The organism is Falsiroseomonas frigidaquae (assembly GCF_012163145.1).
Classification (GTDB): domain Bacteria; phylum Pseudomonadota; class Alphaproteobacteria; order Acetobacterales; family Acetobacteraceae; genus Falsiroseomonas; species Falsiroseomonas frigidaquae.
Genome location: NZ_JAAVTX010000010.1, coordinates 32,233 through 49,889 on the forward strand (window position 1 = coordinate 32,233; position 17,657 = coordinate 49,889).

Below are 17,657 nucleotides of genomic sequence, written 5' to 3' on the forward strand. Positions count from 1 at the left end.
CGCCGGCCGACCGACCGCGGTTGGGCTTGGCTGCTGGCCCGCTGCCGCATTGTCCTCGTCATCCCGGTGCCGCTTCATTTCCCAACCGGCTCGCGGCGCGCCGGTGCGGGGCGCGCGCCGTGGACCGGGCGAGTGTCGGCGCGATTGGTCAGGGCGGCGGCCTCCGTCTCCCGCGGCAGGCCCCAGCCCTTCACCAAGCTGTAAATGGCCGGGATCACCAAGAGCGTGAGCACGGTTGACGAGACCATGCCGCCTACCATTGGTACCGCGATCCGCCGCATCACCTCCGAGCCCGTGCCCTCGCTCCAGAGGATCGGCAGCAGTCCGGCCATGATGGCGACGACAGTCATCATTTTCGGACGCACGCGCTCCACTGCGCCTTCCATGATGGCGTCGCGCAGGTCGGAGCGGGTCAGTGTCCGCCCCTCCGCCGCGCAGCGGGCGCGGATCGCCACTAGCGCGGCTTCGAGGTAGATTAACATCACCACGCCGGTCTCGGCCGCGACGCCGGCCAGCGCGATAAAGCCGACGGCGACCGCGACCGACAGGTTGAACCCCATCCACCACACGAGCCAGATGCCGCCCACCAGCGCGAAGGGCACCGAGAGCATGACGATTAGCGTCTCCGCCAACGCGCGGAAGTTCAGGTAGAGCAGCAGGAAGATGATAAGAATCGTGACCGGGACGACGATGCGTAGTCGAGCCTCGGCCCGCTCGAGGTACTCGAACTGGCCGCTCCAAGTCGCGTGGTAGCCCGGCGGGAAGGCAACCTCGGCGGCAACGGCGCGCCGCGCCTCCTCGACATAGCCCCGCAAATCGCGGTCGCGGATGTCAACGAAGACGTAACCCACGGGCTGGCCGTTCTCGGTTCGGATGGAGGTCGCGCCGCGGCTGAGGCCAATGGTCGCCACCTCCCCGAGCGGGACCGAGCCGCCGGCCGGTAGCGGCACCTGCACCTCCGTCGCAATCGACTGTGGGTCATCGCGCAGCTCGCGCGGGTAGCGTACGTTGACCGAGTAGCGTTCGCGCCCCTCGACGGTGGTGGTCACCGTCTCGCCACCAAGCGCGGTGGCCACCACAGCCTGCACGTCGTCAATCGAGAGCCCGTAACGGGCAATCCCGTCACGGTCGGGCATGATGTCGAGGTAGTAGCCGCCAATGATCCGCTCGGCATAGGCGCTCGAGGTTCCGGGGACGGCACGCACCACCGCCTCAACCTGGCGCGCAAGGCGCTCGATCTCGGCGAGATCGGGTCCAAACACTTTCACGCCGACGGGGGTGCGGATGCCGGTAGAAAGCATGTCGATGCGGGCCCTGATCGGCATGGTCCAGGCGTTGCTGACGCCTGGGAACTGCAAGGCCCGGTCCATCTCGGCGATCAGGCCGTCGACCGTGACGTCCGGCCTCCACTCGGAACTTGGCTTCAGCTGGATCACCGTCTCGAACATCTCGGTCGGCGCTGGGTCGGTCGCCGTCGCGGCCCGCCCCGCCTTGCCGTAGACCGAGGCGACCTCCGGAAAGGAGCGGATGATCCGGTCCTGCGTCTGCAGCAGCTCCGCTGCCCGCGTCACCGAAAGGCCGGGCAGCGTGGTCGGCATGTAGAGCAGCGTGCCCTCGTTCATGGTGGGCATGAACTCGCCCCCGAGCCGCATCGCCGGCCAAGCGGCGGCACCCAGCGCCGCGACGGCGACTAGGATGGTCAGGACGCGCGCCCGCAGTACGACGCGAATGAACGGGCGGTAGAGCCAGATCAGCAGTCGGTTTACCGGGTTGCGGTGCTCGGGCACGATCCGGCCGCGCACGAAGACCACCATCAACGCGGGGACGAGCGTGATGGAGAGCAGCGCCGCCGCCGCCATGGCAAAAGTCTTGGTGTAGGCGAGGGGCCCAAACAGCCGTCCCTCCTGCGCTTCCAGGGCGAAGATCGGCAGGAAGGATACGGTGATAACAAGCAAGCTGAAGAACAGCGCCGGCCCAACCTCGGTCGCAGCCACTATCAGCACTTCGAGACGCGGCTTATCTGGCGGCGCGCGCTCCAGGTGTTTGTGAGCGGCCTCGATCATGACGATCGCTGCGTCCACCATGGCGCCGACTGCGATGGCGATGCCGCCGAGGCTCATGATGGTCGAGCCGATGCCCATCACCTTCATGGCGATGAAGGCCATCAGCACGCCGACCGGAAGCATCAGGATGGCGACGAGTGCGCTTCTGACATGCAGCAGGAACACCACCGTCACCAGGGCGACGATAACGCTTTCCTCGATCAGCGTGACCTTGAGCGTCTTGATCGCGGCCTCGATCAGGTGGGAGCGGTCGTAGACCGGCACGATCTCGGTGCCCGCGGGCAAACTCGGCAAGATTTCGGCCAGACGCGCCTTGGCATTGCGGATCACATCGAGCGCGTTAGCACCGAAGCGCTGCAGAACGATGCCGCTCGCTACCTCGCCGTCGCCATTTAGTTCGGCGATACCGCGCCGCTCGTCCGGCCCGATCTCGACGCGCGCGACGTCACTGAGCAGCACCGGCGTACCTCCTGCGGCCCGCAGCACGACCCGCTCGATGTCCTCGACGCCGCGCAAATAGCCGCGGCCGCGCACCATGTACTCGAATTCGGACATTTCGACGGTGCGGCCGCCGACATCCTGGTTGCTCGTCCGGATTGCCTCACGCACCTGGCTCATGGAAATGCCGAGCGCGCGCAACCGCAGCGGGTCGACCACCACGTTGTACTGTTTGACAAAGCCGCCGACGCTGGCGACCTCGGCCACGCCCTCGGCGCGCGCAAGGGCGTAGCGGACGCGCCAGTCCTGTAGGGAGCGGAGTTCTGCCAGGGTGAGGTCCTTGGCGAGCAGGGCGTACTGGTAGACCCAGCCGACGCCGGTGGCATCTGGCCCGAGCGCCGGCCTCGCTCCAGGCGGCAGGCGCCCCGAAGCGGCATTGAGGTACTCGAGCACGCGGCTGCGCGCCCAGTAGAGGTCCGTGCCGTCCTCGAAGATGATGTAGACGTAGGAGGCACCAAAGAATGAAAAGCCGCGCACGACCTTGGAGCGGGGCACCGTGAGCATGGCCGAGGCGAGCGGATAGGTGACCTGGTCCTCGACCACCTGAGGGGCTTGGCCCGCGTAGTCGGTGTAGACGATGACCTGGACGTCGGAGAGGTCAGGCAGCGCGTCGAGCGGGGTGTTGCGCACCGCCCAGATCCCAGCCGCCACCACGAAGGCGGTGGCAACCAGCACCAGGAAGACATTGCGCGCCGACCAGGCAATGAGGCGGGCAATCACTTGCTTTCCTCCCCGGCAGCCGTAGCCAGGCCGCGCAGGGCAGCACGCAGGTTGCTTTCCGCGTCAATCAGGAAGTTGGCGGCGACCACAACGCGGTCGCCTTCAACCACGCCATCCCGGATCTCGACGAAGCCGCCACCGCGGCGGCCAAGCCTCACCTCTTTCGGCTCAAAGCGCCCCTCGCCGAGGTCGACGATCACCACTTGTCGGGTGCCACTGTCGATCACAGCGGAGTTGGGGACAGCGACCACCGGCCCTCCGCCGCCTGAGGCGATCTCTGCCTCGGCGTACATGCCCGGGAGCAGCACGCCCCCAGGGTTGGGCAACTCAACTCGAACTCGGGCCGTGCGGGTCTCCGTGTTGAGCTGGGGGTAGATCAGGTCGATGCGACCGGCGAAGCTGCGGCCGGGCAGGCCACGCGGGCGCACCTCAACCCTCTGGCCGAGTGCAAGGCTCCCCAGCTCGCGCTCGGGCAGGTCGGCCACCGCCCAGACCACAGAGAGGTCGGCCAGGCGGAACAGGATCTCGCCTGCTGGCATGCGCATGCCGTCGGATACGTTCCGCACCAGCACCACACCGTCGCGCGGGGCCGGCCAGACGAAGGATTGCGGGATGCGCCGCGTCCGCTCAATCTCGGCCAGGAGCTGCGGCGGCACGCCGAGGTTCTCCAGCCGTCGGCGGGCGCCGTCGGCGGTGGCCCCGCTGATCCCGGCGGGGATTCCGAGTGCCGAGACATATTGGGCGCCGGCGGCGACCACCTCCGGCGAGTAGAGGCGCAGCAGCGGCTGGCCGCGCCGCACGCGGTCGCCGGTGGTGACGTCCTCGACCTGGTCGATGAAGGCCTCCGCCCGTAGTGCGACCACTGAGACCCGTCGCTCGTCCAGCTGGATCATGCTGGGGGCGCGCACCGGGCGCACCAGCTCGCGCCGGGCGACGGGCTCGGAGCGCACGCCGGTGGTCTGGATCCGGCCCAGCGCGACCCGCACCGTGGACCCGTCTTGGTCCTCGCCCTCGTAAACCGGGATGTAGTCCATCCCCATCGAATCTTTTTTGGGCACCGGCGAGGTGTCCGGCAAACCCATCGGGTTGCGGTAGTAGAGAATCCTCCGCGGGCTACCCGCGGTCGGTTGGGCTGCGACCGTCGCGTTCGCCGGCGCGGCCGGGTCTTCCGGCTCCACGTCCTGGCCGGCATAGACCGCGCGGAAGTCCCGCCCATCGCCGGTCCGGCGCGGCTCCGCCGCGTATTCCGGCTGGTCGGGGTGGCGGAAGTAGAGGACGCGTTCGGAGGCGGGCCTCGCCGGCTCGCTTGCCTGCCGCTTCTCCGAGGCGGCGGCTGGTCCAAGCCCTGGAACCAGGTCCAACCGTCCAACTTGGTAGCCGCCGACCGCCAGGCCGACCGCTACGGGCACGGCCAACGCAGTCAGAATCATACGTCGCATGGTGGCCGCCCTCTACTGGACCGCGTAAAGGACAAGACGGTTCTGCACCGTGCCCTGCTCGCCTTGCACCTTTGCCGCAAGCGTCAGTGCCCAGCCGCCGGCCATCACCAGGTCGGCGCGGAAGCGGTAGACGCCAGGCTCATCGCCGCCCAGCACCGGCGTGACCGGCATGGTCATCGTCGGCATACTCTCGGGCGACATGTCGAGGCGCGTGGCGTAGATCACAGCGCCCGAGACGGCGCGGCTGGACGACTTGTGGACGAGCCGGATCACTATGACCGCGCCCACGCCCTGCCTCACCTCGGACGTCACCAGCTGGAATTCATAGTCCTGCGCGCCTGCGGCGAGAACGTCAGCAGGGGGCGTCAGCGCCATCGCCACGGCCAGCATGGCCGAGCGGGCGGACATTTTCCAAATACTCACTGAGTTGGTCCTCGCGTCTTGAGCTCAGCAAGCCGCCGACAAACGGTGCGCAAGCTGGCACAGCCAGCTGCGCGCCTTGCACATGCGGCGCTACGCGGCAGAGCCGTCCAGGGTCACGCCTGTGCGGCTCGGCCGAGACCGGCCTTGGTCTTCAGAGGCCGGGAGAGATCAGGCGCGAGGGGGTTCGAACGGGGGAACGATGCCAATGCCAGCCTGCACGGAATGGCGGCGAGGCACCTGCACGGTAAACTCGAGGTATGCCACGGCGGGCGGTGCAACAGCCCAGTCGAGCAGCAGGACGGGGCACTTCGCCGAACATACCGACGCGTCGGGCACCGTTTCGGGATTATCCGGCATGCTACCGCCGTCGCAAGAGTCACCGTCGGCTGCTGCCGCAGCCATCTCCATACCGCATGGTGCATCTGCTGCGACGGAGGTCGTGGCCAACCCTGCCAGCAAAATCGCCAGCACGGAGAGGACCACGATCAAGCGTCGGAAGAGCGAGAAACCCATAGAGCAGAATAGGCGGCGGTCCACGGTGGGATCAAGGGGCGAGTGACCCACCTGTTTTTCGGCGGACAGACCGATCTGATTCTGACCTTCGCCGGCCGGCGGCGGCGGAACCTTGCAGAGTGCCGGCCTGGGCGCCAACAGGGAATCTGCCGCCGAATCCAGCAGCGGAGAAACCTGCCAGGACGTTCGGGCGCCTCCGCCGGCACGCATGCGTCGCGTGCCAAGCCCGCTGGCCCCATAGGCCCCTCAGCACTTGACTAGGGCAAGGACCGCACAAACTGGTTCTTGCCGAAGCCTTCTACCGCGCCGGCTCGCCATTTGTTCCGACCGCTTGTTTGCAGGTTTGACAATAGATGCGCTTGCGCTTGAAACTCCGCCGTAGTCGGGCCGTTCACAAAACCATGCGGGTAGCAATCATCAGACGGATTACGGTTATCCTGACGATCGTCGCGCTTCTAGGTCCGGCGATGGCGATGGCTGCCCGCTTCGCACCGACGGAAATGCTGAACTGCGGTGCCTTGATGAGTGAAACTGCTATGAGCAGTGCTCCCAGCGATGCACCTACGCCGAAGGGTGGACTGCCTGCCTGCTCCGCCGCCATGATTGGGTGCACCGCTGTAGCGCTACCCAGTCCAGTAGCTCAGCCACCGTCTGTGCCACCGCTGTCTAAGATTTGGGCTCCGGTGCCGCCCTCCGTCCTCTTCGGCCGGACGGTTGAACCCAGCCTCTTCCCTCCCATCCACTCCGTCTGACACGCGGGCGTACCCGCCTTTTGGGCGGTGTTCTCCCAATCTTCGCGCCGTGGTCTAGCGAGCGCGGTGCCGCCGTCGGTGGCCCGCAATTGCCGCCGCTACGCGAAAGAAGCGCACGAGGACTAGGGCACACCAGCCTCCGCCCGCCAGGGCGGTGGTCTGACCACTGCCGGGTCTGACGGATGGGAAGAAAAGACATGAACGCTCTCACTTTGCCCACTTCACCCGGCGAGACCCCACCGGACCGGTGGCGCCTTGCCGACCGCCTGCCTTCATGGCTGCGTGGCCGCCGGGCGGTGATGCTCGGGGTTGTCACGCTAGTCATCGCGGGTCTTGCGTTCGGCTGGCCATGGCTCGTGGCCTTCGGGCTCGCCCCCCTCTTGCTCTCGCTGCTGCCCTGCGCGGCGATGTGCGCGCTCGGCCTGTGCATGATGGGCGGCAAGGACGGCAAGTCCTGCCACTCGCAGGCCAACGCCCCCGGGCCGGAAGCGCGCGCGTCGCGCCAGAACGCCTGACGGCGCCGCCGTCCGGCACCACTCCCACAACCACGCGATCAACAAAGGAACACAGCATGACCCGCAAGCACACTGCGCTCTTTGCCGCCGCCGCCCTCGTCAGCGGCTTCCTGGCCACCCAGGGCGCCCTCGCCCAGCAGGCCCAGCCCGCCCCGGCTCAGCCCGGGCAGGGCCAGGGCATGACGGGCATGCAGCCCGGCCAGGGATCCGGGATGGGCGGCATGATGGGGATGATGAACATGATGGGCCAGATGGACCCAGCGCAGATGAACCGGATGATGGAGAACTGCAACAAGATGATGGAGGGGATGAACCGAGGCCAGGGCGGCTCCGATCCCGCCACGCCCGCGCCGAACCAGCAGCGCGGCTGATCGGCCGCCGCGCCACCCGCCGCCGTCCCACGGCGGCGGGTGGCAGGCGAGAGCCCAGGCGTGACACGGCACTCCCCAGGAAGGACACCAGATATGAGCGGCCAGACCACCACCTCCCAGGCACCGGACGCCGCGATGCAACGCTGCATCGCCGAGTGCCTGGACTGCCACCAGATCTGCCTCCAGACCATCGCATTCTGCCTCGGCACCGGCGGCGAGCACGCGCGGGAGGACCACATCCGGCTGCTGACGGACTGCGCCCAGATCTGCGTTGTCACCGCCGACTTCATGGCCCGGCGCTCCTCGCACCATGCGCACCTCTGCCGCGAGTGCGCCGAGATCTGCGCGCAATGCGCCGACGACTGCGACCGCCTTGGTCAGCATGAGGAGATGCGGCGCTGCGCCGAGGCGTGCCGCCGCTGCGCCGAGAGCTGCCGGGCTATGGTCGGGACCGCCTAAGGCGGCAGCCGGATTGCCGCGGGCAACGCCATTGCCCGCGGCGGGCTCCGGCCCAAGGCCAGACGCAGGTGAGCACGGGAGCGACCATGTACGACGTCATCATTGTGGGTGGAGGGCCGGCCGGCCTGAGCGCGGCCCTGATCCTGGGGCGCTGCCGCCGGCGCGTGCTTCTGTGCGACGCCAGGCGGCCGCGCAATGCGGCCTCCCGGCACCTCAACGGCTTCCTCACCCGGGACGGCACGCCCCCCGCCGAGATGCGCCGGCTGGCGCGCGAGCAGCTTGGCGCCTACGACGGCGTGGAGATCCGGAACGCCGAGGCGACCGACGCTAGGCGCCGCCCCGACGGCGATTTCGAGATCACCCTGGACAGCGGCGGCAGCCGCGTCGAGGCGTCGCGCAAGCTACTGCTGGCGACCGGTGTCGTGGATGCGCTGCCGGAGGTCGAGGGCTTCGCGGAGATCTACGGCCGGAGCGCGTTCCACTGCCCCTACTGCGACGGCTGGGAGCACCGCAACCAGCCGCTTGCCATCCATGGTCATAGCGAGGCCGGCAAGGCCCTCGCCCTAGAGCTGACGGTCTGGAGCCGCGACCTCGTGCTGTGCACCGACGGGCCGGCCGGGCTACCGCCGGACGACCTTGACCAGCTGACCCGCAACGGGATCGGCCTGCGCGAGGAGCGCATCGCCCGCTTCGAGGCCCGTGACGGCGAGCTGGAGTGCATCCGCTTTGAGACTGGCGAGGCGCTCTCGCGCCGCGCCCTGTTCTTCGCCAGCGACGACCGCCAGTCCAGCGACCTCGCCCAGAGGCTCGGCTGCACGCTGACGCGACGGGGCGACGTCCAGACCGGCAGGTATGAAACCACCGACGTTCCGGGTCTGTACGTTGCGGGCGATGCGTCCCGCCGCGTGCAGCTCACCGTGGTCGCGGCGGCCGAGGGCGCGATGGCGGCCTTTGCAATCAACACAGAGCTGCTCAAGGAGGATCTTCGATGACGACCATCGATCGAGGAGAGGCGGAGCCCGCATGGCGTCGGATTGTCGGTAGCATTGGCAGGCGCCCCACGGAGAATTCTCGCATGCTCGGTTCTTCGCCCCCAGACGGGCCCGTTCTCATCACCGGCAGCAGCGGCTTCATTGGGTCGGCACTGATTGGCAGGCTCGCCGCCTCGGGCTTGCCTCTTGTAGGCCTGGACCGCGCCGGGCCACCCGACCCGCCTGCGCCGGCCCACGCCATCGACTTCGACCTGAGCTCGGACGACGGGGTCAAGGCGGCGCTCGAGGAGGTGAGGCGCCGCTTCGGCAACCGCATTGCCTCGGTCGTGCACCTCGCCGCCTACTACGACGTCTCGGGCGAGGCCAACCCGCTCTACGACAAGATCACCGTCGAGGGCACGCGCCGGCTCATCGATGCCCTCCAGGCCTTCGAGGTCGACCAGTTCATCTATGCCAGCACGATGCTCGTCCACAAGCCGACCGACCGGCCGGACGAGAGGATCAACGAATCCTCGCCCATTGAACCGTCCTGGGCCTACCCGGAGTCGAAGGTACGCACCGAGGCGCTTCTGCGGGAGCGACACGGCAAAGTGCCCGTGGTGTTCCTGCGGATCGCCGGAGTCTACGACGACTTCGGCCACTCGCCGTTCATCGCCGAGCAGGTGGCGCGCATCTACGAGCACCGGCTTGCCGCTCACGTCTACCCCGGGATGCTCTGCGCTGGGCAATCCTTCCTCCACCTTGACGACCTGACCGACGCCATCGCGCGCCTCATCGAGCGCCGCCGTGAACTCCCCCCCGAGCTGCCGCTCCTCGTCGGCGAGCCAGAGGCGCTTGGCTATGCGGAGGTCCAGAACATCATCGGCGAGGCGCTGCACGGAGAGGAATGGACCACTGTCCGGGTGCCAAAGACCCTGGCGATGGCAGGCGTGTGGCTCCAGAACGAGGTGCTGGGCGGGGACGAGTTCGTCAAGCCCTGGATGGTCGAGCAGTCGAGTGACCACTACATCCTCGACATCTCGCAAGCCCGCAGCCTCCTCAATTGGGAGCCGAAGCACTCACTGCGCGAGGCGCTGCCCAGGATGGTCGAGGCGCTGAAGCGCAACCCGGTCGGCTGGTACAAGGCGAACAAGCTCAACCCTTCGCTCGTCGCCTGGTACGGCAAGCGGCCGTCGCCGGACGCCTCAGAGACGACCAAGGCCGAGGGCTCGCCCGCCGCAGCACGAGACGGAGCCGTGGATCATGCTGCCATGGGCCACGCCGGGAAGGGCAAGGCGGATGTCGGGCACGGCGCGATGGCGGGCATGGGCGGGCATGACCACATGGCGGCGATGGAGGCGGATGCGCGGCGCACCCGCTGGGCCCACTTCGCCAATATTGGCCTGGGCCTCTGGCTTGCCGCCAGCCCGCTGGTCTACGACGCCGTGACGACCGAATCCGTCAGCGCCGCGGTGCGCGAGATCACGCAGGAGCGCGGGCTGCCCTCGGTCGAGTGGCGGGCCAGCGCGCTCATGGCCAGCGATGTCGTGAGCGGGCTGCTGATAGCCCTGTTCGGCGCCCTATCGCTTTCGAAGCGCACATCCTGGTTCGCGCAATGGGCGAACGCCAGCATCGGGATCTGGCTCCTGTTCGCACCTCTTTTCTTCTGGAGCCCGAGCGCCGCCCAGTACAACAACGATTTGCTGGTCGGCGCGCTGGTGATCACCTTTGCCGTGCTAGTGCCGATGATGCCGGGCATGAGCATGGCCGGCATGATGGACCCCAAGGTCATCCCGCCGGGCTGGACCTACTGCCCCTCGACTGGGGCGCAGCGGCTGCCGATCGCGGCGCTCGGCCTCGTCGGCCTCCTCATCTCGCGCATGCTCACGGCCTACCAGCTCGGCCACGTGGACTTCGTCTGGGAGCCCTTCTTTGCGGGCGACCCGGTCGACCCCAGGAACGGCACAGCGGAGATCATCACCTCCTCTGTCTCGAAGGCCTGGCCGATCCCGGACGCCGGGCTTGGAGCGGTCAGCTACATGCTCGAGATCCTCATGGCGGTGATGGGCACCCGTGCCCGCTGGCGCACGATGCCCTGGATGGTGACCTTCTTCGGCATTCTGGTGATCCCGCTCGGGGTGGTGAGCGTCTACTTCATTATCATCCAGCCAATCATGATCGGGACCTGGAGCACGCCGGCGCTCATCGCTGCGCTCGCAATGCTGGTTATGATTCCCTTCGCGCTGGACGAGGTGATCGCAATGGGCCAGTTCCTCTATTGGTCGCACTGCCGGGGCAAGCCGCTGCTCCGCACCTTCTTCAAGGGCGAAGCGGTCGATGGCGGACAGGAGGACAGCTCGGACGCTCTCGTTAGCTGGCCTGTCTTTTGGGCGGACACGACGCGCGGCATAACGCTGCCTTGGACACTCGGGGTCTCGATCGCGATCGGCGTGTTCCTCATGCTTACCCGGTTGGTCTTCGGCACGTCGGGGCCGATGGCCAACAGCGACCACGTGGTGGGGGCGCTCGCCCTCACGGTGGCAATCATCGCCACGGCGGAGGTTGCGCGGCCGCTGCGGTTTGTGAACGCCTTGTTCGGCGCCTGGCTGACGCTCGCGCCCTGGCTCCTGGAGGGCGTGGCCTCGCCCGTCGCCGCCTGGGCGAGCGTCGCGGCAGGCGTGCTGCTGATCGGGCTCAGTCTGCCGCGCGGGCCGCGCACCGACGAGCACTACGCCGGCTGGGACCGGTACGTGGTCTAGGGCCCGAGGGAGAGATAGAGATGACTGAGGCGCATCGGCCCTTGTCCGGCCAGAAGGCCATCGTCACCGGCGCCAGCTCCGGCATCGGCGCCGGTATCGCCCGCGCCTTCGCGCGGGCCGGCGCTGCGGTGGGGATCAACTACCGCTCTGGCCGAGACGCGGCGGAAGCGCTCGTGGAGGAGATCTTCCGCGAGGGTGGTGAGGCAATTGCGCTCGGCGCCGACGTCTCGGACGAGGCGCAGGTGCAGGCGATGTTCGGCGCCTTCCTCGGCGCCTTCGGCCGGCTCGACATCCTCGTCGCGAACTCCGGCATCCAGCAGGATGCACCCTTCGCGGAGATGACGGCCGCGCAGTGGCGCCGCGTGATTGACGTCAACCTCACCGGCCAGTTCCTCTGCGCACGGGAAGCGGTGCGTACCTTCCTGGCGCAGGGGGCCGCGTCCGACGGCCCCTCGCGCGCGGCGGGCAAGATCGTCTGCATGAGCTCAGTGCACGACGTGATCCCCTGGGCAGGTCACGCCAACTACGCCGCCTCCAAGGGCGGCGTGGCGATGCTCGTGAAGACCCTGGCGCAGGAACTCGCAGAGAAGCGGATCCGCGTGAACGCGATCTCCCCCGGGGCCATCCGCACACCCATCAACCGCGAGGCATGGGAGACGGCGGAGGCTGAGGCGAGGCTGCTGGCGCTGATCCCCTATGGCCGCATTGGCGAGCCAGAGGACGTGGCGGAGGCCGCCATCTGGCTCGCCTCCGACGCATCAGACTACGTCGTCGGCACGACGCTCTACGTGGACGGCGGCATGACCCTCTACCCCGCCTTCCGCGGCAACGGCTAACGGCGGAGGAATGAGGTTTGGCGGCACGCATCGAGGACTACGCCCTGATCGGAGATTGCGAGACAGCGGCGCTGGTGGCGCGAGACGGCTCGATCGACTGGCTGTGCTGGCCCCGCTTCGACAGCCCCGCCTGCTTCGCGGCGCTGCTTGGTGGGCCGGAGCACGGGCGCTGGCTGGTCGCCCCGTCCGACCCGGCCCCGCGCGTAACGCGCCGCTACCGTCCCGGCACGCTGATCCTCGAGACAGAATTCGAGACCGCCGAGGGCGCCGCCACGCTTGTCGACTTCATGCCGCTGCGCGGGCACGCCTCGGACCTGATCCGGCTTGTCGTCGGCCACCGCGGGCGGGTGGCGATGCGCACCGAGCTGCTGCTCCGCTTCGGCTACGGTGCGGACGTGCCCTGGGTAACGCGGTTGCCGGAGGGGGGCGGCCTGCGCGCGATCGCCGGGCCGGACATGGTCGAGCTGCACACGCCGGTGCCGCTGCAGGGCGAGGACCTAGTCACCCGGGGCGAATTCGCGGTGGAGGCGGGGCAGGTCGTGCCTTTTGTCCTCACCTACGGCCCCTCGCACCTGCCCGCGCCCCCGCCCGCGGATCCCGACGTCGCCCTCGCGGACACCGAGGCGTTTTGGACCGAATGGTCCGCGCGCTGCGGGCACACCGGCGACTGGCACGAGGCAGTGCTGCGCTCGCATATCACCCTCAAGGCGCTGACCTACGCGCCTACGGGGGGCATCGTCGCCGCACCGACCACCTCTCTGCCCGAGTGGATCGGCGGCCCGCGCAACTGGGACTACCGCTTCTGCTGGCTGCGCGACGCCACCCTCGCGCTGATCTCCCTGATCGACGCGGGCTACCTCGAGGAGGCGCGGGCCTGGCGCGAATGGCTACTGCGCGCGGCGGCCGGGAGCCCTTCGCAGACACAAATTATGTACGGCTTGGCCGGCGAACGATACCTGGGCGAGCGAGAGCTGGGCTGGCTGCCGGGCTACGAGGGCTCCCGCCCCGTGCGCGTCGGCAACGCCGCCCACGCCCAGTTCCAGCTCGACGTCTACGGCGAGGTGGCCGATGCGCTGCACCAGGGGCGGCGCGCGGGGCTCGCCCCGAGCGCCGCCGGCTGGGCGCTGGAGCGGGCGCTGACCGAGCAGGTCGTGGCCGTGTGGGACCGCCCGGACGAGGGCATTTGGGAGGTGCGCGGCGACCGCCGGCACTTCGTCCACTCGAAGGTCATGGCCTGGGTGGCGCTGGACCGTGCCGTGCGGGGCGTGGAGGAGTTCGGACTGGAGGGCCCGGTGGAACGTTGGCGCGCGCTGCGGCGAACTATCCACGAGGATGTTTGCCGGCGGGGCTTTGACCCGGAGCTAAACAGCTTCGTCCAATCCTACGGTTCCAAGACGCTCGACGCGAGCCTGCTGCTGATCCCACAGGTGGGCTTCTTGCCGCCTGGCGACCCGCGCGTGCGCGGCACGGTGGAGGCGGTCGGGCGGCGCCTGATGGTCGACGGCCTGGTGCTGCGCTACGACACGGCCGAAGCCGGGGACGGGCTGCCGCCTGGTGAGGGCGCCTTCCTCGCCTGCAGCTTCTGGTACGTCGACGCGCTGGCCCTGCTCGGCCGCCGCGCAGAGGCGCGGGCGCTGTTCGAGCGCCTGCTTGCGCTGCGCAACGATGTCGGGCTGCTGGCCGAGGAGTACGACCCGCGCGCGGGACGCCAGCTCGGCAATTTCCCGCAAGCCTTCAGCCACCTCGCCCTAGCAAACACCGCGCGTAATCTTTCGGCCGCGGCGCAGCCGGCGCGGCAGCGCGCGGAGGGGGCCTAAGCGTGGGAACGAACAGCTACGGCGCGCGATCCTCCGGCGCCGCAGCCGGGTGGAGGATAGCGGATGGCGTCCGCCGTCGAACAGTCTGCGACCAGTCTCAGCCTCGGTGTGCTGGCCAAAGCTACGCTGCTCAAGAAGCGCGTCCGGTTCACGCTGAATGCGCTGATCGTCTACCGCTTCGACACCTACCTGCCCGTTCCAGTCTGGACGCCGCGGTGAGGGCGAGATCCTCGTCCAACGCGGGGCGGGATCCTGGGCATGTTCGACATGTTCACGAGTGGGACGCTAGGAAGCATGACCGTCTTCGTGCTGAACATCATGCTTTACTGCGGCGATGCCTTTTTCAAACAGTCGGGCGCACATGCGCAAGCCAAGGGGAGGCCCGCGCCGACGCTCCTGGACAAGTGCGGGTTGGGGCGTCGCATCCGGCTACGCGTCCCCCGAATCCCGCTTGTGCCAGACGACAATGTCTCCACCTTTGAATCCGAATGCCGATGCCTCGAACAAGGAGTTCACGACAATGGCCCTTCATCCCGATTATCAACCCACGACGGGTGCGCCAAGCTCAGGTCGCACGGCGGTCCTCGACGCGGCCGCCGTCGATGCCGGGCTCCAGGCGCACATGCTTCGCGTCTACAACTGGATGGCTTCGGGGCTACTGCTGACCGGCGCCGTCGCGTACCTGATCGCGAATACCCCTGAGCTGCAGGCGCTGTTCTATCAGCGTGTGATGACGCCAGGCGGCGTCGCGGTCCAGCCGACGATCCTGGCCTACATCGCCATGTTCTCGCCCCTGGCTTTTGTTCTGGTATTGAGCTTCGGCATCAATCGGCTGTCCAAAACAGCCGCGCAGCTGCTGTTCTGGGCCTTCGCGGCGGTAATGGGCGCCAGCATCTCACACATCCTCCTAATCTACACCGGCGCCTCGGTCGCGCGCGCCTTCTTCGTCGCCGCGGCAATGTTCGGCGGCATGAGCCTCTACGGCTACACAACCAAGGCCGATCTAACGCGAATGGGCAGCTTTATGATGATGGGCCTGATCGGCATCATCATTGCGAGCTTGGTGAACATGTTCATCGGCTCCACGGTGCTGCAGTTCGCGATCAGCGTCATTGGCGTGATCGTGTTCCTTGGCCTAACGGCTTGGGACACCCAGCGGATCAAGGCTGATTACGTCGAGCACGCCTACGCCGAGGGGGCCGACCTGGCGGCGAAGCGTAGCGTGATGGACGCGCTGGGGCTGTACCTGAACTTCATCAACCTCTTCATGCTGCTGCTGCAGTTCATGGGCGTCCGCCAGCAGGAGTAGTGGGCGGCGTAGTTTCGACGGCGGCGCGCGCTCCTGTTCGCCGTAGGGGACGGGAGGAGATGCGGGATGGGCGACTAATATGAGAAGTGGCTTGGTCGTTTGCCCTACCCTGCTTGGGGCCGCAGCCTTCGACCTCTACAGGAACCGCGTAGCCCTCAATGTTAAGGGCAGCACGTTGAGCGCAGTTGGATTCGCCGCGACGTTCGCCACGGCGCTCGTGGTTGTCCGATGCTCGCCGCCTACGTCGAGCGTCACGGCTTCGCGCTCTTTACCTGGTACCGCGTCACGCTCGGCGCGGCGATGCTCGCTGTCCTAATAATTGCCGCGCCGTTCTAGCAAGCGACGGAGGAGAGGCGATGATGTCACGCGGACCGATCGTGCACGGCTTTCACGACGAGGGCACCGGGAGCGTTGCCTACATCGTCGCGGACCCCGGGACGGCGCGGTGCGCTATCATCGATCCCGTGCTCGGGTTCGACAGCGCTTCCGGCGCCACCGACACCCGCTTTGCGGACGAGATTGCCGACCACGTCCGGGCGCATGGCCTGACCGTGGAGTGGGTGCTCGATACTCACCCGCACGCCGACCACCTGTCCGCCGTGGCCTACCTGGGTGACCGCCTGGGCGCACCGACCGGCATCGGCGAGCGCGTCGCCGCGGTGCAGGAGATCTGGGCCGACATCTACCATCTGCCGGAGCTTCAAACACGGGGCCGCCGCCACTGGGACCGCCTGTTCGCCGAAGATGACCGCTTCCAAATCGGCGGGCTGGAGGTCGAGGTGATCTTCTCCTCGGGCCACACGGCGGCCTCCGTCACCTATCTCGTCAGGGACGCCGCCTTCATCCACGACACCCTGTTCATGCCAGACGCCGGCACGGCGCGGGCCGATTTTCCCGGTGGTGACGCGCGGGCGCTGTACCGCAGCATCCAACGAATTCTCGCGCTGCCGCCGGAGACGCGCCTCTTCACTGGACACGACTACCGCCCAGGCGGGCGCGCGGCGCGCTGGGAGTCGACCGTGGCCGAGCAGCGGGCACACAATGTTCACCTCCGCGACGGCGTCGGCGAGGAGGAGTTCGTGCGGCTGCGCGAGGAGCGCGACCGGACGCTGCCTCTGCCCGGGCTGATGCTCGCCGCGCTGCAGGTCAACCTCCGCGGCGGCCGCCTGCCGGAACCCGAGGCGAACGGCACCTCCTACCTCAAGCTGCCGCTGAACCGCTTTGGCCCGACGACCGCGGAGCCGCGCCTTGATGCGGATTGAACGGGCGGGATTGGGCGCCGGTATCCATGACAGTCTGCCCTGACGCCGCGGACGACACTGTCAAGTTGATGGCTGCTTGCGGGTGGCGTGCTGCTCCAGTAGCGGGCCGGGATGAACTCACCCGCCACCAAGTCGCTCTACGCGGGGACGAAGAGAGCGCCAGATGAAGCGTTTCAAATCGCCTCGACTGGCACAGCGCTTCCTCTCCGCTCACGACAAGGTCAACAACCTCTTCAATCTCTGCCACGACCACGTCACCGCCTGAGAGTACCCGGGCCGCAAGGGCGCTTTGCGTTCAAGACGTGGGCCGACGTTTAGCGGGTTTGCTACCGCAGCTTGAACATCATGCCCTTGTCGCAGTCCGCGCTACCATCAACTTCGGCCAAAGGCTGACAAGTTGACGGTGCCCCGTGAGGTTTTCATGGCCTGCAGCCCGCAACATCCCAACCGTCCTCAAGTCAATCCCGGGTGGCCAGCCCGTTCCCGGCGGCGGCGGTCGCCGCAAGCCGCGGTCGGTCGTCCGCCTCCCTCACCGCGGCGCTGCGGCGCGGCCGCCCCTTCGTCGGACGACGAGCAGTCGGGATAACCAGGTCGGCGGCCGCAGTCACACGCCTCAGCCAAGTTGTGCAGCGCGGCGGCCACGGCCCGGAGGGCCGCCGCCTTCGCCTCCAGTGCTGCCACGTGCTCGAGCGCCAACCTCTTCACCTCGCTGCCCGTGCGATTTGGGTTGCGCCACAGCCCGAGAATTTCCCCGATCTTGTCCAACGGGAGGCCGAGGTCACGGGCATGGTGCACGAAGCGCAGCGTGCAAACGTCGGCCTTGTCGTAGATGCGATAACCTGCCTCGGTGCGGTCCGCCGTCGGGACGAGGCCGATGCTTTCGTAGTGGCGGATCATCTTGGCTGACACGCCAGATGCAGCAGAGGCCTCGCCAATGTTCACGGCCCGCT

Annotated in this window: 15 protein-coding genes; 10 read left to right on the forward strand and 5 right to left on the reverse strand. The window is 67.9% G+C overall.

Features of this window, described 5'->3' with window-relative positions:
- Positions 1 to 74: 74 nt before the first annotated feature.
- The 4 genes from HB662_RS27295 to HB662_RS27310 form a co-directional block, all read right to left on the reverse strand.
- The gene (locus tag HB662_RS27295; protein ID WP_168054966.1) at positions 75 to 3,281 is read right to left on the reverse strand and encodes a CusA/CzcA family heavy metal efflux RND transporter; all 3,207 of its coding nucleotides are present in this window, start codon (positions 3,279 to 3,281) and stop codon (positions 75 to 77) included.
- Positions 3,278 to 4,720 carry an efflux RND transporter periplasmic adaptor subunit gene (locus HB662_RS27300; protein WP_168054968.1) on the reverse strand — a complete coding sequence of 481 codons (1,443 nt, stop codon included), beginning with the start codon at positions 4,718 to 4,720 and terminating at the stop codon, positions 3,278 to 3,280. The genes HB662_RS27295 and HB662_RS27300 overlap by 4 nt, the downstream gene beginning before the upstream one ends.
- Before the next feature lie 12 nt (positions 4,721 to 4,732).
- Positions 4,733 to 5,128 carry a FixH family protein gene (locus HB662_RS27305; protein WP_168054970.1) on the reverse strand — a complete coding sequence of 132 codons (396 nt, stop codon included), beginning with the start codon at positions 5,126 to 5,128 and terminating at the stop codon, positions 4,733 to 4,735.
- 183 nt (positions 5,129 to 5,311) lie between these two features.
- On the reverse strand, positions 5,312 to 5,866 hold the full coding sequence (locus HB662_RS27310; RefSeq protein ID WP_168054972.1) for a hypothetical protein: 555 nt from the start codon (positions 5,864 to 5,866) through the stop codon (positions 5,312 to 5,314).
- Positions 5,867 to 6,605: 739 nt separating this feature from the next.
- Here HB662_RS27310 and HB662_RS27315 point away from each other — a divergent pair.
- The 10 genes from HB662_RS27315 to HB662_RS27360 all read left to right on the forward strand — a co-directional run bounded on the left by HB662_RS27315 (position 6,606) and on the right by HB662_RS27360 (position 16,707).
- Entirely contained in the window at positions 6,606 to 6,923 is a 318-nt protein-coding gene (locus HB662_RS27315) for a hypothetical protein (protein WP_209443499.1), read from the forward strand.
- A 56-nt stretch (positions 6,924 to 6,979) separates the two neighbouring features.
- Positions 6,980 to 7,294: a hypothetical protein gene (locus HB662_RS27320; RefSeq protein ID WP_168054974.1), complete on the forward strand. Its 315-nt coding sequence runs from the start codon at positions 6,980 to 6,982 to the stop codon at positions 7,292 to 7,294.
- A 93-nt stretch (positions 7,295 to 7,387) separates the two neighbouring features.
- On the forward strand, positions 7,388 to 7,753 hold the full coding sequence (locus HB662_RS27325; protein ID WP_168054976.1) for a four-helix bundle copper-binding protein: 366 nt from the start codon (positions 7,388 to 7,390) through the stop codon (positions 7,751 to 7,753).
- Positions 7,754 to 7,839: 86 nt separating this feature from the next.
- Positions 7,840 to 8,745 (forward strand): NAD(P)/FAD-dependent oxidoreductase, encoded by a 906-nt coding sequence (locus HB662_RS27330; protein WP_168054978.1) that lies wholly within the window; start codon positions 7,840 to 7,842, stop codon positions 8,743 to 8,745.
- Complete coding sequence (locus HB662_RS27335) at positions 8,742 to 11,483, forward strand: NAD-dependent epimerase/dehydratase family protein (RefSeq protein ID WP_209443500.1); 2,742 nt, start codon at positions 8,742 to 8,744, stop codon at positions 11,481 to 11,483. Before HB662_RS27330 ends, HB662_RS27335 begins: the two co-directional genes overlap by 4 nt.
- Positions 11,484 to 11,503: 20 nt before the next feature.
- Complete coding sequence (locus HB662_RS27340; protein ID WP_168054981.1) at positions 11,504 to 12,319, forward strand: glucose 1-dehydrogenase; 816 nt, start codon at positions 11,504 to 11,506, stop codon at positions 12,317 to 12,319.
- Between the two features lie 17 nt (positions 12,320 to 12,336).
- Positions 12,337 to 14,136: a glycoside hydrolase family 15 protein gene (locus HB662_RS27345; protein WP_168054983.1), complete on the forward strand. Its 1,800-nt coding sequence runs from the start codon at positions 12,337 to 12,339 to the stop codon at positions 14,134 to 14,136.
- A gap of 63 nt (positions 14,137 to 14,199) precedes the next feature.
- Positions 14,200 to 14,355, forward strand: a complete 156-nt coding sequence (locus HB662_RS30100; protein WP_168054984.1) for a hypothetical protein — start codon at positions 14,200 to 14,202, stop codon at positions 14,353 to 14,355.
- 301 nt (positions 14,356 to 14,656) lie between these two features.
- Positions 14,657 to 15,445, forward strand: a complete 789-nt coding sequence (locus HB662_RS27355; RefSeq protein ID WP_168054986.1) for a Bax inhibitor-1/YccA family protein — start codon at positions 14,657 to 14,659, stop codon at positions 15,443 to 15,445.
- A 356-nt stretch (positions 15,446 to 15,801) separates the two neighbouring features.
- Positions 15,802 to 16,707 carry an MBL fold metallo-hydrolase gene (locus HB662_RS27360; protein ID WP_408871685.1) on the forward strand — a complete coding sequence of 302 codons (906 nt, stop codon included), beginning with the start codon at positions 15,802 to 15,804 and terminating at the stop codon, positions 16,705 to 16,707.
- Between the two features lie 453 nt (positions 16,708 to 17,160).
- Here the strand turns inward: HB662_RS27360 and HB662_RS27370 are convergent, their stop codons facing one another.
- The gene (locus tag HB662_RS27370; protein WP_168054988.1) at positions 17,161 to 17,649 is read right to left on the reverse strand and encodes a MerR family DNA-binding protein; all 489 of its coding nucleotides are present in this window, start codon (positions 17,647 to 17,649) and stop codon (positions 17,161 to 17,163) included.
- Positions 17,650 to 17,657: the final 8 nt, after the last annotated feature.

What these genes read in the sequence shown, in the direction of transcription:
- HB662_RS27335 (WP_209443500.1), top strand. Translation starts at nt 8,742, where the DNA reads ATGACGACCATCGATCGAGGAGAGGCGGAGCCCGCATGGCGTCGGATT.
- HB662_RS27310 (WP_168054972.1), bottom strand. Translation starts at nt 5,866, where the DNA reads ATGCGTGCCGGCGGAGGCGCCCGAACGTCCTGGCAGGTTTCTCCGCTG.
- HB662_RS27305 (WP_168054970.1), bottom strand. Translation starts at nt 5,128, where the DNA reads ATGTCCGCCCGCTCGGCCATGCTGGCCGTGGCGATGGCGCTGACGCCC.
- HB662_RS27320 (WP_168054974.1), top strand. Translation starts at nt 6,980, where the DNA reads ATGACCCGCAAGCACACTGCGCTCTTTGCCGCCGCCGCCCTCGTCAGC.
- HB662_RS27315 (WP_209443499.1), top strand. Translation starts at nt 6,606, where the DNA reads ATGAACGCTCTCACTTTGCCCACTTCACCCGGCGAGACCCCACCGGAC.
- HB662_RS27330 (WP_168054978.1), top strand. Translation starts at nt 7,840, where the DNA reads ATGTACGACGTCATCATTGTGGGTGGAGGGCCGGCCGGCCTGAGCGCG.
- HB662_RS27355 (WP_168054986.1), top strand. Translation starts at nt 14,657, where the DNA reads ATGGCCCTTCATCCCGATTATCAACCCACGACGGGTGCGCCAAGCTCA.
- HB662_RS27325 (WP_168054976.1), top strand. Translation starts at nt 7,388, where the DNA reads ATGAGCGGCCAGACCACCACCTCCCAGGCACCGGACGCCGCGATGCAA.
- HB662_RS30100 (WP_168054984.1), top strand. Translation starts at nt 14,200, where the DNA reads ATGGCGTCCGCCGTCGAACAGTCTGCGACCAGTCTCAGCCTCGGTGTG.
- HB662_RS27300 (WP_168054968.1), bottom strand. Translation starts at nt 4,720, where the DNA reads ATGCGACGTATGATTCTGACTGCGTTGGCCGTGCCCGTAGCGGTCGGC.
- HB662_RS27340 (WP_168054981.1), top strand. Translation starts at nt 11,504, where the DNA reads ATGACTGAGGCGCATCGGCCCTTGTCCGGCCAGAAGGCCATCGTCACC.
- HB662_RS27360 (WP_408871685.1), top strand. Translation starts at nt 15,802, where the DNA reads ATGATGTCACGCGGACCGATCGTGCACGGCTTTCACGACGAGGGCACC.